Below are 12,843 nucleotides of genomic sequence, written 5' to 3'. Positions count from 1 at the left end.
GGTATCCCGGCGCCGCGAGCACCGGGTCAGGTCATCCGCGCAGCGTCTCCTCCAGCACCCCCGCCAGCGACGCCGCGTCCTCGGCGGGCAGGGGCGCCCCGGCCCCCGTCGTGACGTAGAACGCGTCCACCGCGTTGGAGCCCAGCGTGCTCACGTGCATGCTCCGGACCCGTACGCCCGCCTTCTCCAGGGCCATGCCGATGCGGTACAGCAGGCCCGGGGCGTCCTGGGCGCGGACCTCGATCACCGTGGCGTGGTGGGAGGCGGCCGGGGCGACCGTCACCCGGGCCGCCGGTGCGGACCAGCCGCGGCGGCGCGGGTAGGCCGCGTCGCGTTCGGCGAGGCGGCCGGCGATGTCGAGGGTGCCGTCCAGGGCGCGGACCAGGTCGGTGCGCAGCCGGGCCGCCTGGGGCAGGGAGCCGTACTCGGCGGCGACCCGCCAGTTGAGCAGGAGGACGGTTCCGTCGTCGTCCACGTCGTCCGGCAGGCGCAGCGCGCGCAGTTCCGCCGTGCGGACGGTGAGGCGGTGCACGGCGAGGACACCGGCGACCGCGGGGAGGACACCGGGCTGGTCGGGTACGGCGATGAGCAGCTCCACGCCCAGGGGTTCCGGGTCGCCGGCCGGCTCCCCGTCGGTGACCGGTTCGGTCTGGGCGCGCAGGGCGAGGACCGGGCCGCCGGTGCGGTAGGCCTCGATGGCGAGGCGTTCCTGCTCGGCGGTGGGCGCGGCCGGCTCGGGCTCCTCGGGGGCGTCCCCGGCGAGGACGGCGGACACGCGTCGGACGAGGTCGGCGACGAGGGAGCCGCGCCAGGAGGACCAGGCGGCCGGGCCGGTCGCCAGGGCGTCCGCCTCGGTGAGGGCGTGCAGCAGCTCCAGGGTGCTCTGGCCGCGCACGGCCTCGGCGACCGAGCGGACGGTGGCGGGGTCGTCCAGGTCGCGCCGGGTGGCGGTCTCGATGAGCAGCAGGTGGTGGCGCACCAGCAGGGACAGCACGGCCACGTCCGAGCGGTCGAAGCCGATCCGTGCGGCGACGTCCTTGGCGATGATCTCGCCGGCCACCGAGTGGTCGCCGGGCCAGCCCTTGCCGATGTCGTGCAGCAGGGCGGCGACCAGCAGCAGGTCGGGGCGGCTGACGCGGCGGGTGAACTCGGAGGCGCGGACCGCCGTCTCGATCAGGTGGCGGTCCACCGTCCACACGTGCACGGCGTTGCGCTGCGGCCGGCAGCGCACCCGCTCCCAGTCGGGCAGCAGGCGGGTGATCAGGCCCTCGGCCTCCAGGGCCTCCCAGACCTCGATCGTGGGGCGGCCCGAGCCGAGCAGGGTGACCAGCTGCTCGCGGGCCTCGGCGGGCCAGGGCGTGGGCAGGGGGCGCGCGGTGGCGGCCATGCGCCGCACGGCGTGCAGGGAGAGCGGGAGACCGGCCTGGGCGGCGGCGGCCGCGGCGCGCAGCGGAAGCACGGGGTCGCGCTCGGGGCGTGCGGCGCGGGCGAGCACCACCTCGCCGTCCTGTTCCACCACGCCTTCGGCCAGGGGCGACCGTTCGGTGACCGGCTTGCCGCCGCCCAGCATGGCGCGCAGACGCGGCCGGACGGCGCGCGCACGCAGTACGCGCCCCACTTCCCGCCAGGTCACGTCACTGGCGTACGCGATCACCCGCGCCGCTTCGTAGACCTGCCGCAGCAGGGTGTCGGCGTCGAGCAGCCCCAGCTCGGCGGCCACCTGGTCCTGTTCCTGGAGGGCGAGCCGGTCGGTGGCGCGGCCGGTGGCCAGGTGCAGGGCGTCCCGGACGTCGAGGAGACGGCGGCGGGCGTCGGCCAGGCCCTCGCGGGGTGCGTCGGCGAGCCAGGAGGCGGCGACGGCGCGCAGGGCGGTGGCGTCGCGGAGGCCGCCGCGGGCCTCCTTGAGGTCGGGTTCCAGCAGGTACTGCAGTTCGCCCTGGCGCGCGGCGCGTTCGGCGCACAGCTCCTGGAGTTCGGGGAGGCGCTTGGGGGCCTGGTTGCGCCAGTCGGCGAGGGCGGCGGTGCGCAGGCCGGCGGTGAGGGCGGGATCGCCGGCCAGGTGGCGGGCGTCCAGCAGGCCGAGGTGGACCTTGAGGTCCTCGCCGGCCGTCCTGCGGGCCTCGGCGGGGGTGCGGACGGAGTGGTCGAGGGCGAGGCCGAGGTCCCAGACCGGGTACCAGATCCGGTCGGCGAGGGCGGCGACCGCGCCGGGGTCGGAGCCGTCGTGGAGCAGGACGAGGTCGAGGTCGCTGCGCGGGGACAGTTCCCCGCGGCCGTAGCCGCCGACGGCGACGAGGGAGACGCCGTGTGCCGTGCCCGCCGCCGCGTCGAACAGTCCGGCGAGCCAGTCGTCGGTCAGTCCGGCCAGGGCGGCACGGCGCGGCGGCCCGGACCGCGCCCCCTCCGTGAGGAGGCGCAGCCGGGCCGCCGCGTAGCCGCCGGGTCCCGAGTCTTCCGTCTCTTTCCGCACATCCGTACCGGTCACCCAGCGACTCCTGTTCCGTTTCCCCCGACGTTCCCCTGAACCGGATTGTGCGGTGTCAGAGCGCGTCCGGCCCGCGCTCGCCCGTGCGGACCCGTACGGCGGTCTCGACGGGCAGGGACCAGACCTTGCCGTCCCCGATCTTGCCGGTGCGGGCCGCCTTGACGATGACCTCGATGAGCTGCTCGGCGTCGTCGTCCTCGGCCAGCACCTCGATGCGGATCTTGGGCACGAGGTCGACGGTGTACTCGGCGCCGCGGTAGACCTCGGTGTGGCCGCGCTGCCGGCCGTAGCCGCTGGCCTCGGTGACCGTCAGTCCGTGGACGCCGAAGGCCTGGAGGGCTTCCTTGATCTCGTCGAGCCGGTGGGGCTTCACGACGGCGGTGATGAGCTTCATGCGTCCACCTTCTTGTTCTGCGCGGCGGCCAGGGCCGGGGCGGAGAGGCTGCCGGTGACACCGCCGCCGGCGCCGCTGAAGTCGTATGCGGTCTCGGCGTGCTCGGCCTGGTCGATGCCGGAGATCTCCTCGTCCTCGGTGACCCGCATGCCCAGGGTCTTGTCGAGGAGGAAGGCGAGGACGGCGGAGACGATCAGGGAGTAGGCGAGGACCGCGAAGACTCCGGCGCACTGCTTCCACAGCTGGTCCCACGTGTGGTCGCCGTAGAAGACGCCCGTGGCGGTGGACTGGCCCTTGCCGGTGGCGAAGAAGCCGATGAGCAGGGAGCCGATGATGCCGCCGACCATGTGGACGCCGACGACGTCGAGGGAGTCGTCGTAGCCGAACCTGAACTTCAGGCCGACGGCCGCGGCGCAGGCGACACCGGCGATCGCGCCGACGGCGATCGCGCCGAGCGGGGAGACGGCACCGCCGGACGGGGTGATGGCGACCAGGCCGGCGACCGCGCCGGAGGCGGCGCCGAGCGTGGTGAACGCGCCGTGCCGGATCTTCTCGTAGGCGAGCCAGGCCAGCATGGCGGCGGCCGTCGCGACCTGCGTGTTGACGAACATCAGCGCGCCGACGCCGTCGTCGTTGCCGAGCCAGGAGCCCGCGTTGAAGCCGAACCAGCCGAACCACAGCAGACCGGCGCCGAGCATGACCAGCGGGAGGCTGTGCGGGCGCATGGGGTCGCGCTTGAAGCCGACGCGCTTGCCGATGACGAGGATGACACCGAGCGCGGCCGCGCCGGCGTTGATGTGGACCGCCGTACCGCCCGCGAAGTCGATCACGCCCAGCTTGTAGGCCCAGCCGTCGGCACCCCAGACCCAGTGGGCGACCGGGACGTAGACGATCGTGGCCCACAGGGCGACGAAGAGCGCCCAGGCGGAGAACTTGACCCGGTCGGCGAGGGCGCCGCTGATCAGGGCCGGGGTGATGATCGCGAACATCAGCTGGAAGACCATGAACACAAAGACCGGGATGGTGTAGCCGTCCCAGAGCTGCGTCAGGCCGATGTTGCTGAGGCCGATCCAGTCGGCGTTCCAGCCGAGCAGGCTGTTGCCCGTGCCGAAGGCGAGGGAGAAGCCGTAGAGGACCCACAGGATGGTGACGATCCCGAGGCTGATGAAGCTCATCATCAGCATGTTCAGGGTGCTCTTGACGCGGACCATGCCTCCGTAGAAGAAGGCCAGTCCCGGGGTCATCAGCATCACCAGGGCGGAACAGATGAGCATGAAGCCTGTGTTCGCGGACGACAGTCTGGGTGCGTCCGCCGCAAGCATGATGGCTGGTGCCATCGGCGTCTCCTCGTCGATTGGTACGGCCCCGTGCGGGCGGTGCCTGAGCGGTCCGGTCGGGTGAGGGGTGGGCCGGTTATGCGCCACGAGACTGGCGCAGCGCGGTTTCGGTGGAAGCCCCTCGTTGTTTCGCCGGGGTGACGAAGGCGCCCTGTGTGTTACGCGTCGATGAAGTGCGGGGTGCCGGGGCCGCGCGATCGTTATCGTGGCGCAACCTTCCGCGCGGCACCCGCGCGGAGACACAAGCCGGCCGCGGCGGGCCTTCCGATGACCTGGCATGGGGGAGCCGAGTCGGGCAGTTCGGGAGGACCGGCCGCGGCCGGGGTCCGGGGTGCTGTGGCGGTCAGACGGCTTCGGCGGTCTCCGGCAGGTCGACGGCGAGCTGGTCACTGAGATCGATCACGGCGGCGAGGTCGCCGTAGTCGCGGACGGCCGTGTCGACCGTCTTTCGGATACGAGTGTTCACACGCTCGGAGCGGACCTTCTTGGCGATCTCCATGGCGCGTGTGGCATAGGCGGTGCTCTCCTCGGGCTCGCGCTGGAGCAGGTGCACGGTGGCCATGCCGATGAGGTTGAGCGCGTACGACCGCTGGTGCTCGGAGTCGTCGGCGAACAGCTGCACGGCCCGCCGCATCAGCGGCTCGGCGAGGGAGGCGTAGGTGGGGCTGCGCCCGGCCACGTAGGCGAGGTCGCGGTAGGAGTGGGAGTTCTCGCCGTGGAGCTCGGCCTCGGAGAAGAAGCGGATCCAGTCGGGGTCGGGCTCGTCCCACTCGTCGACCTCGGCGAAGGTGTCCTCGGCCATGCGGACGGCGCGCTTGGTCTTGCCGGGCTGGCCCATGTTGGCGTAGGCGCGGGCCTCCATCGCATACAGCATGGACTGGGTGCGCGGGCTCGCGCAGTCGCGGCTGCCGTACTGGGCGAGGTGGATCAGCTCCAGGGCGTCCTCGGGCCGGCCGAGGTGGATCATCTGGCGGCTCATGCTGGAGAGGATGTACGAGCCGAGCGGCTTGTCCCCGGCTTCCTTGGCCGCGTGCAGGGCGAGCACGAAGTACTTCTGGGCGGTGGGCTGGAGGCCGACGTCGTACGACATCCAGCCGGCCAGCTCGGCCAGCTCGGCGGCGACCTTGAACAGCTTGCGGGTGGTGGCCTCGGGCTGGGGCTCCTGGAGCAGGTCGGTGACCTCGTGCAGCTGGCCGACGACCGCCTTGCGGCGCAGGCCGCCGCCGCACTGGGCGTCCCACTGGCGGAACATGCGCGTGGTGGACTCCAGCAGCTCCAGCTCCGGCCGGGACAGCCGGCCCGGCCTGCGCGCGTCGAGGGCGCTCTGCGGCTCGGGCGGGGCCGGGGAGGCCGGGGTGGGGACGAGCCAGCGCTGCATGGGCTCGATGAGGGAGGGGCCGGCGGACAGCGCGAGCGAGGTCCCGAGGAAGCCGCGCCGGGCGAGCATCAGGTCGCTGCGGGAGAACTCGCCGAGCAGGGCGACCGTCTGCGGGCCCGTCCAGGGCAGGTCGACTCCGGAGGCGGCGGGCGACTGGCGGGCGGCGCGCAGGCCGAGGTCCTCGATGGAGACGACACAGCCGAAGCGCTCGGAGAACAGCTCCGAGAGGATGCGCGGGATGGGTTCGCGCGGGTTCTCCCCGTCCAGCCAGCGGCGCACCCGCGAGGTGTCGGTGGAGATGTGGTTGGCACCCAACTGGCGGGCTCTGCGGTTCACTTGGCGGGCCAGCTCGCCCTTGGACCAGCCGCTGCGCACGAACCACGAACCGAGCAGCTCGTTGGGGCGCTTGTCAGCGTGTGTCCCGCTTCCGCCGTTGCCGCCCACTGGAACGCCCCCATCCCTGAGACCACTTGTCGCCCGATGCGCCAAGCCCTATCAGAATGCCGGTAAATACGGCCTCCCGTCCGCCGGTTCTCACCCTTCGAAAGGTTTGACGACTTGCCTCCGGCATACCCGCGAGTGCATGTGCCCCGGGGACTCGCACACTCACAGTAATCCTACGATCACCCGTCCAACCACAGGGATCCCTGAAACGCCACCATTCGCCACCCCTTCGAATGAACTCACGGTGGCCCGCGCGCGATTCACTTGACATAGGACGGCCGGAAGTGGGCGGAGTGATGCACCCAGGGGCGCGCATCTCTCCGGTGCGCCACCCTCCGTACTCCAAGGCGCCGCCTTAGCGCCGCGTCGCCGCGGGGAGGCGGCACCGTAGCGTTACGTTCCGCTTCCGTCTCGCTCCGTGGCGTAACCACCGGCGCGCTGGACCCGTTGGAGGGGGCATGGGCTTCACGATCGGCGGTATCCGCGAGATCCGTTCCGGCACGCGTCGGCGCGGCCGGTCCGCTGAGTGCACCGCCGTCGCCGAGTTCACCGGGCTGTGGGGCTGGGACGTGGTGCCGGGGGCGCGGGCCGCCGGGGGCGCCTGCTCGTGCGGGCGGTCCGACTGCCCGGCGCCGGGCGCGCATCCGCTGGTCTTCGCCCCGCCCGTTCCGGCCGGGGCCACCCTGGACGAGGTGGGCAAGGCCTGGTCGGAGTTCCCGGGTGCCTCGGTGATGCTGCCGGTGGGCCGGGCCTTCGACGTCATCGAGGTCTCGGAGCCGGCCGGCCGCCGCGCCCTGGTCCGCCTGGAGCGGATGGGCCTCCCGCTCGGCCCGGTGACCGCGACCCCCGACGGCCGCGCCCACTTCTTCGTCGCGCCCGGCGCCGCCGCCGACCTCCCCAGGCTGCTCTACCGCATGGGCTGGGACGACCCGGGCGCGCTGGACCTGCGCGGCCTCGGCCCCGGCACGCACATCACCGTGCCGCCCTCCGACCGGGGCGGCCTGGGCCCGGTGCGCTGGCTGCGCCCGCCCGCGCTGGACTCGGCGACCCGGCCCCCGGCGGCGCGGCTGCTGCTCGGCACGCTGGCGTACGTGGCCCACCGCTCGCGGGCCAGGGCGTAGGCCCCCCTGCCGTTCGGATCATCCCGGGGTCGCCCCGACGGCACCGTTCCGCGTAGCCGGCCTGATCCGAACGGCAGGGCGCGGGCGGGCCCGCCAGGACGAAGCTCCCGTCCCCGACTGCACCTCGGGGCGGGAGCTTCTTGGTGACCACGTGACCACCCGACGGGGTCCGCGGGTGGTTCACTCTCCGATCAGCGCATCCACGAACGCCTCCGGCTCGAACGGCGCGAGGTCGTCCGCGCCCTCGCCGAGCCCGACCAGTTTGACCGGCACGCCCAGCTCGCGCTGGACCGCGACGACGATGCCGCCCTTGGCCGTACCGTCCAGCTTGGTCAGCACGATGCCGGTGATGTCCACGACCTCGGCGAACACCCGGGCCTGGACCAGGCCGTTCTGCCCGGTGGTGGCGTCCAGGACGAGCAGCACCTCGTCCAGCGGCGCGTGCTTCTCGACCACGCGCTTGACCTTGCCCAGCTCGTCCATGAGGCCGGTCTTGGTGTGCAGGCGGCCGGCGGTGTCGATGAGGACGACGTCGACCCCCATCTCCTTGCCCTCCTTGACCGCGTCGAAGGCGACGGAGGCGGGGTCGCCGGCCTCGGGGCCGCGCACGGTGTAGGCGCCGACGCGCTCGCCCCAGGTCTGGAGCTGGTCGGCGGCGGCGGCGCGGAAGGTGTCGGCGGCGCCGAGCACGACACTGCGGCCGTCGGCGACGAGCACGCGGGCGAGCTTGCCCGTGGTGGTGGTCTTGCCGGTGCCGTTGACGCCGACGACCATCACGATGCCCGGCTTGCGGTCCTCGGGCTCGGTCCTGACCGTGCGGTCGACATCGGTGCCGATCAGCTTGAGCAGCTCCTCGCGGAGCAGGCCGCGCAGCTCCTCGGGGGTGCGGGTGCCGAGGACCCGGACGCGTTCACGCAGGCGCTCGACCAGCTCCTGGGTGGGCTGCACGCCGACGTCGGCGGTGAGCAGCGTGTCCTCGATCTCCTCCCAGGTGTCCTCGTCCAGGTGCTCGCGCGAGAGCAGCGTGAGCAGGCCCTTTCCGAGGGCGTTCTGCGAACGGGACAGGCGGGTGCGCAGGCGGACCAGCCGGCCTGCGGTGGGCTCCGGGATCTCGATCTCGGGAGCCTCGACCACGGGAGGCTCCTCGACGACGACCGGTGCGGGGCCGCCGGGTAGATCCACCTCCTCGATCGTCCGGCGCGGTTCGTCGCGCGGCGTCTCGGCCTCGTCGCCGACGTGCGGCTCGGCCGGGGGCGCGGTGATGTCGGGCGCTTTGGGGGGCGGCGGGGGCAGCGGCTTCCGGCGCCGGCTGCCCACGATCAGCCCGCCGAGCGCGCCGAGCACGACCACGGCGATGACTACAGCAAGGATGACGGTTTCCATAACGCGTCCAGTATCGGCCATGGGGTGTCCACGGACCCCGTTTGTGGCTTCCTCCGAGAGACAAACGCCACGTATCGCTAGGAGTGGGAGCAAAGTACGATGGTGGGCGCGCTGTTGACGCGCGTAGAGTCCCCTCGTCCCTGTCCCCCCACGTCTGGCACCTCTTTCATGACGAAAACCGTCGAGACCGAAGGCGCTCTCGAAACGCGCGGTATCGAGCAGGTCCCCGACCACGAGCGCACGGCGAAGACCCGGGAACTGTTCCCCACCTGGGTCGGTGCGAACATCAGCGTGCTGCTGCTGACGATGGGCGCGAGCCTGGTCGTCGCGTACCACCTGAACATCTGGCAGGCGTTGGTCGTCGCGGTGGCGGCGCCGGTCGTGTCGTACGGCCTCGTCGGCCTGATCGGCATCGCGGGCAAGCGGGGCGGCGCGCCCGGCATGGCGCTGTCGCGGGCGGTCTTCGGGCAGCGCGGCAATCTGCTGCCCGGTTCGCTGATCTGGGTCGCGCGCTGGGGCTGGGAGACGATCAACGCGGTGACCGGCGCCTACGCGATGCTCACCATCCTGGACATCCTGTTCGGCATCAAGGCGAACAGCGTGCTGGACCTGGTGACGCTGCTGGTGTTCGTCGTCGCGACCTTCGCGATCTCCGGGCTCGGCATCAACGCCGTGCAGCGGTGCAACAAGTACGCGACCTACCTCTTCGGTGTCTTCTCGGTGCTGGTCCTGGCCTATCTGGTGGCGAACACCGACTGGTCGCAGGTGCTGGACCACAGCGCCGGTTCCACGGCCGCGGTGATCACCGGCATCGGCATGATCGCCGCGGGTGGTGTCAGCTGGATCCCGTCCGCCCCGGACTTCACCCGCTACCTGCCGCGCACGGCCTCGTCCAAGGCGATCGTGGGTACGGCGGTGGGCGGCGCCGGTGTCGTCGTGCTGCCCATGGTCCTGATGGGCGCGGTGATGGCGGTCTCGACGCCGGACCTGGCCTCGGCGAGCGACCCGGTGTCCTTCCTCGGCGAGATCCTGCCGACCTGGATCGCCGTGCCGTACCTGTTCATCGCGCTGATCGGCATGCTGCTGATCAACTCGATGTCGATGTACTCGGCCGGCTTCACCGCGCAGACCCTGGGCTTCAAGGTGCCGCGGCACTGGGCGGTCTCGGTCAACGCCGTGATCTCGCTGGTCTTCGGCGGGGTGCTGATGCTGGTGGCGACGAGCTTCATGGGCTCGTTCATCGCCTTCCTGTCGCTGCTGGCGGTCGCCTTCTCGGCCTGGGTCGGCGTGTTCGGCGCGGACATGTTCCGTCGTACGGAGTACGACGGCCGGGCCATGGCCGACACCACCCGCACCAGCGCCTACTGGTACAAGGGCGGCTTCTCCCCCGCGGCCGTGGCCGCCTGGGCGGTCGGCCTGGTGTCGGGCCTGATGTTCACCACCTCGGACTGGTTCACCGGACCGCTCGCGACGAACAACGTGATCGGCGAGTACGGCCTCGGCTGGGTCGCGACGATCGTGATCTCGGGCGGCCTGTACCTGGCGCTGCCGAAGCCGGCGACGGCCCGCCCGGCCGGTACGACCGAGCCGGCCGAGGAGCGCACGACCGTCGGCGTGTGAAGCGCCTCGGCCGGACGGGTCGCTCCCGCGCCCGGAGGGGCCGTCGCCTGCCCCGGACGGGCCGCTCTTGTGCAGGGCGGTACTCGCCCGGAAGCGCAGCCGGCCGCACCGGTCCCGGTCTCCTCGTCGGCGTCGTCCGGACAGCAGCAGTGGCGGGCCGGCCAGCGCAGATCGTCCGGTTCCAGCCAGAGGGCGACCCGGCCGCGCTCGGCCTCGGCCCGAGGATCCCCGGGCACGGGTTCGGTCATCCCGCGAGCCCACCTCCCCGCCCCTGACCATCTGACGCACCGTCAGCCAAGGCCCCTCTCCACCGCCGCGCACCGGAGGGGGGCCTTCGCATGCCCGTCACGGTCGTGCGTTCCCTCTCGTCGCGCCCGGCGCCGGTCCCGCCGCCCTCTCCGCCCGGTCCCGGGCCGCCCTGGAGAGGGCCTCGTACGCGCACGAGCACGGGATCAGCACCGTGCGGACCGAGGAACACCACGCTGCCGACGACAACCGGCTGCCGTCGCGCTTCGCCTTCGCGGGCGCGGTGTCCGGCGCGACGGACCGGATCGCGGTGACGCTGACGGCGGTCATCGGCCCGCTGCACGCCCTGCTGCGGCCGGCGAAGCAGATCGCCGTGCCGGACCTGCTCGGCGGCGTCCGCCGGGTGACCGTGGCCGGGATCGGGCACCGGTCGGAGGAGTACGCCCTGTCCGGCGTGGACGGCACCGGGGCGGCCGGCTCCAGGGCGAACCGCGTTCAGACGCTGCTGACGGCGTGGACCGGTGAGGAGTTCACCCACCGGCGCGGACGGGTGCGGCTCACCCCGCGCCCGTACACCGATCCGTATCCGCTGCCCGCTGGTCGGGCGGCTCCTCCAGGTGCGCCGCCCGCCGGGCCGCCCCGGCAGCCCTCCTCCGCCGGCGGGCCGCCCGCCGGCGGATGCAGCAGCAGGCTCTCCAGGCCCTGCGCCCGGCGCAGCCCCCGGCGTTCGCCCAGCGGGTCCTTCCGGCACTGGAGGGCTCAGCCGAGCCGTCCGGCCGTACGACACCGCCGCCCCCGGTCCGGGCAGTGGCCGGGCCGGGGGCGGCGGACGGTTCGAGGAGAGGGCAGCGGGGACTTGGCCCTTCTCCCCGAGTTCGGGGGGCCTCGCTACGAGGCTCAGCCCATCTCCTCCAGGGACTTGCCCTTCGTCTCCTTGACGAACTTCAGGACGAACGGGATGGAGAGCGCGGCGAAGACGGTGTAGATCACGTAGGTGCCGGAGAGGTTCCAGTCGGCCAGCGACGGGAAGCTCGCGGTGATGGCCCAGTTGGCGATCCACTGCGCGGCGGCGGCCACGCCCAGGGCGGCGGCGCGGATCTTGTTCGGGAACATCTCACCGAGGAAGACCCAGACGACCACGCCCCAGGAGAGGGCGAAGAAGAGGACGAACACATGGGCGGCGATCAGAGCGACCCAGCCCTGGGTGCTCGGCAGCTTGCCGTCGACCAGGTGGTAGCTGAACGCCCAGGCCTCCAGGGCCAGGCCGACGACCATGCCGACCGAGCCGATCAGGGCGAGCGGCTTGCGGCCGACGCGGTCCACGAAGATCATCGCGATCACGGTGCCGATGATGTTGATGATCGAGGTCGTGAAGGAGTAGAAGAACGAGTCCGTCGGGTCGACGCCGACCGACTGCCACAGCGTCGAGGAGTAGTAGAACGCGACGTTGATGCCGACGAACTGCTGGAAGACCGACAGGCCGATCCCGACCCAGACGATCGGCTTGAAGAAGAAGGAGCCGCCGAGCAGGTCCTTGAAGCTGGACTTGTGCTCGCTCTTCATCGCCAGCTCGATCTCGGCGACGCGGGCGTCCAGGTCGATGTCCTTGCCCTCGACCTCGGCGAGGATCTCACGGGCGCGGTCGTGCTTGCCGACGGAGAGCAGGAAACGCGGGGACTCGGGGATCGCGAAGGACAGCAGGCCGTAGAGGACGGCCGGGATGACCATCACGCCGAGCATGACCTGCCAGGCCTCCAGGCCCATCAGCTTGCCGCGCTGGTCGCCGCCGGCGGCGTTCAGCAGGCCCCAGTTGACCAGCTGCGAGATGGCGATGCCGACGACGATCGCGGCCTGCTGGAAGGAGCCGAGCCGGCCACGGTAGGCGGGCGGGGCGACCTCGGCGATGTAGGCCGGGCCGATGACGGAGGCCATGCCGATGGCGAAGCCGCCGACGATGCGCCAGAAGGCGAGGTCCCACAGCGCGAAGGGCAGCGCGGAGCCGACGGCGCTGATGGTGAAGAGGACGGCGGCGATCTGCATGCAGCGGATGCGGCCGATGCGGTCGGCGATGCGGCCGGCGGTGGCGGCGCCGATGGCACAGCCGATCAGGGCGATCGCGATGACCTGGGCGAGGGCGGCGGACCCGATGTCGTAACGGCCCCGGATGGCCTCGACGGCGCCGTTGATGACGGAGCTGTCGTAGCCGAAGAGGAAGCCGCCCATGGCGGCAGCCGCCGCGATGAAGATGACGTGCCCGAGATGATCGGGGTGAGCCGTCCTGGCTCCTGACTGAGGTGCCTGCGCTGTGCTGGTCACGTGTAACTCCTCGGGCCACGGCAGCGCTGCCGCGGGTATGGGGCCCTTACAGGTAGGACCTGAAGGTAAAAGCAACGTTGCAGAGACTATGCCTTCAAGTTTCGAAGTCAATACTTCAA

General features: G+C 72.1%; 9 protein-coding genes. 3 read left to right on the top strand and 6 right to left on the bottom strand.

The features are described from left to right. Window positions 1-31: 31 nt before the first annotated feature. The 4 genes from ACH4LD_RS28750 to ACH4LD_RS28735 all read right to left on the bottom strand — a co-directional run bounded on the left by ACH4LD_RS28750 (window position 32) and on the right by ACH4LD_RS28735 (window position 6,038). The gene (locus ACH4LD_RS28750; protein WP_398057160.1) at window positions 32-2,485 is read right to left on the bottom strand and encodes a [protein-PII] uridylyltransferase; all 2,454 of its coding nucleotides are present in this window, start codon (window positions 2,483-2,485) and stop codon (window positions 32-34) included. A 55-nt stretch (window positions 2,486-2,540) separates the two neighbouring features. Next, window positions 2,541-2,879 carry a P-II family nitrogen regulator gene (locus ACH4LD_RS28745; protein WP_030990174.1) on the bottom strand — a complete coding sequence of 113 codons (339 nt, stop codon included), beginning with the start codon at window positions 2,877-2,879 and terminating at the stop codon, window positions 2,541-2,543. Beyond that, window positions 2,876-4,216 (bottom strand): ammonium transporter, encoded by a 1,341-nt coding sequence (locus ACH4LD_RS28740; RefSeq protein WP_398057161.1) that lies wholly within the window; start codon window positions 4,214-4,216, stop codon window positions 2,876-2,878. Before ACH4LD_RS28740 ends, ACH4LD_RS28745 begins: the two co-directional genes overlap by 4 nt. A gap of 343 nt (window positions 4,217-4,559) precedes the next feature. Continuing rightward, a complete protein-coding gene (locus tag ACH4LD_RS28735; protein WP_398057162.1) occupies window positions 4,560-6,038 on the bottom strand; it encodes a hypothetical protein in 1,479 nt (492 codons plus the stop codon). 458 nt (window positions 6,039-6,496) lie between these two features. Between ACH4LD_RS28735 and ACH4LD_RS28730 the strand changes: the two genes are divergently transcribed. Further along, the gene (locus ACH4LD_RS28730) at window positions 6,497-7,159 is read left to right on the top strand and encodes a bifunctional DNA primase/polymerase (RefSeq protein WP_398057163.1); all 663 of its coding nucleotides are present in this window, start codon (window positions 6,497-6,499) and stop codon (window positions 7,157-7,159) included. Window positions 7,160-7,339: 180 nt separating this feature from the next. On the opposite strand, the gene ftsY is transcribed toward ACH4LD_RS28730, so the two are convergent. Continuing rightward, window positions 7,340-8,542 (bottom strand): signal recognition particle-docking protein FtsY, encoded by a 1,203-nt coding sequence (ftsY, locus tag ACH4LD_RS28725; RefSeq protein ID WP_398057164.1) that lies wholly within the window; start codon window positions 8,540-8,542, stop codon window positions 7,340-7,342. Window positions 8,543-8,710: 168 nt separating this feature from the next. Between ftsY and ACH4LD_RS28720 the strand changes: the two genes are divergently transcribed. Together ACH4LD_RS28720 and ACH4LD_RS28715 are read left to right on the top strand one after the other, a co-directional pair. Beyond that, window positions 8,711-10,162: a cytosine permease gene (locus ACH4LD_RS28720; RefSeq protein ID WP_398057165.1), complete on the top strand. Its 1,452-nt coding sequence runs from the start codon at window positions 8,711-8,713 to the stop codon at window positions 10,160-10,162. Window positions 10,163-10,580: 418 nt separating this feature from the next. Then, a complete protein-coding gene (locus ACH4LD_RS28715) occupies window positions 10,581-11,393 on the top strand; it encodes an LLM class flavin-dependent oxidoreductase (protein WP_398106197.1) in 813 nt (270 codons plus the stop codon). Here ACH4LD_RS28715 and ACH4LD_RS28710 read toward each other — a convergent pair. Further along, window positions 11,306-12,724 carry a sugar porter family MFS transporter gene (locus tag ACH4LD_RS28710; RefSeq protein ID WP_103811180.1) on the bottom strand — a complete coding sequence of 473 codons (1,419 nt, stop codon included), beginning with the start codon at window positions 12,722-12,724 and terminating at the stop codon, window positions 11,306-11,308. The genes ACH4LD_RS28715 and ACH4LD_RS28710 overlap by 88 nt on opposite strands. Window positions 12,725-12,843: the final 119 nt, after the last annotated feature.

The sequence above is a fragment of the Streptomyces sp. NPDC017676 genome, from assembly GCF_044329325.1.
Taxonomy (GTDB): Bacteria; Actinomycetota; Actinomycetes; order Streptomycetales; family Streptomycetaceae; genus Streptomyces.
This window is presented reverse-complemented; position numbering and strand designations above follow the sequence as displayed.

Coding starts and splice junctions, on each gene's coding strand:
- ACH4LD_RS28745 (WP_030990174.1), bottom strand. CDS start 2,879: ATGAAGCTCATCACCGCCGTCGTGAAGCCCCACCGGCTCGACGAGATC.
- ACH4LD_RS28740 (WP_398057161.1), bottom strand. CDS start 4,216: ATGGCACCAGCCATCATGCTTGCGGCGGACGCACCCAGACTGTCGTCC.
- ACH4LD_RS28730 (WP_398057163.1), top strand. CDS start 6,497: ATGGGCTTCACGATCGGCGGTATCCGCGAGATCCGTTCCGGCACGCGT.
- ftsY (WP_398057164.1), bottom strand. CDS start 8,542: ATGGAAACCGTCATCCTTGCTGTAGTCATCGCCGTGGTCGTGCTCGGC.
- ACH4LD_RS28720 (WP_398057165.1), top strand. CDS start 8,711: ATGACGAAAACCGTCGAGACCGAAGGCGCTCTCGAAACGCGCGGTATC.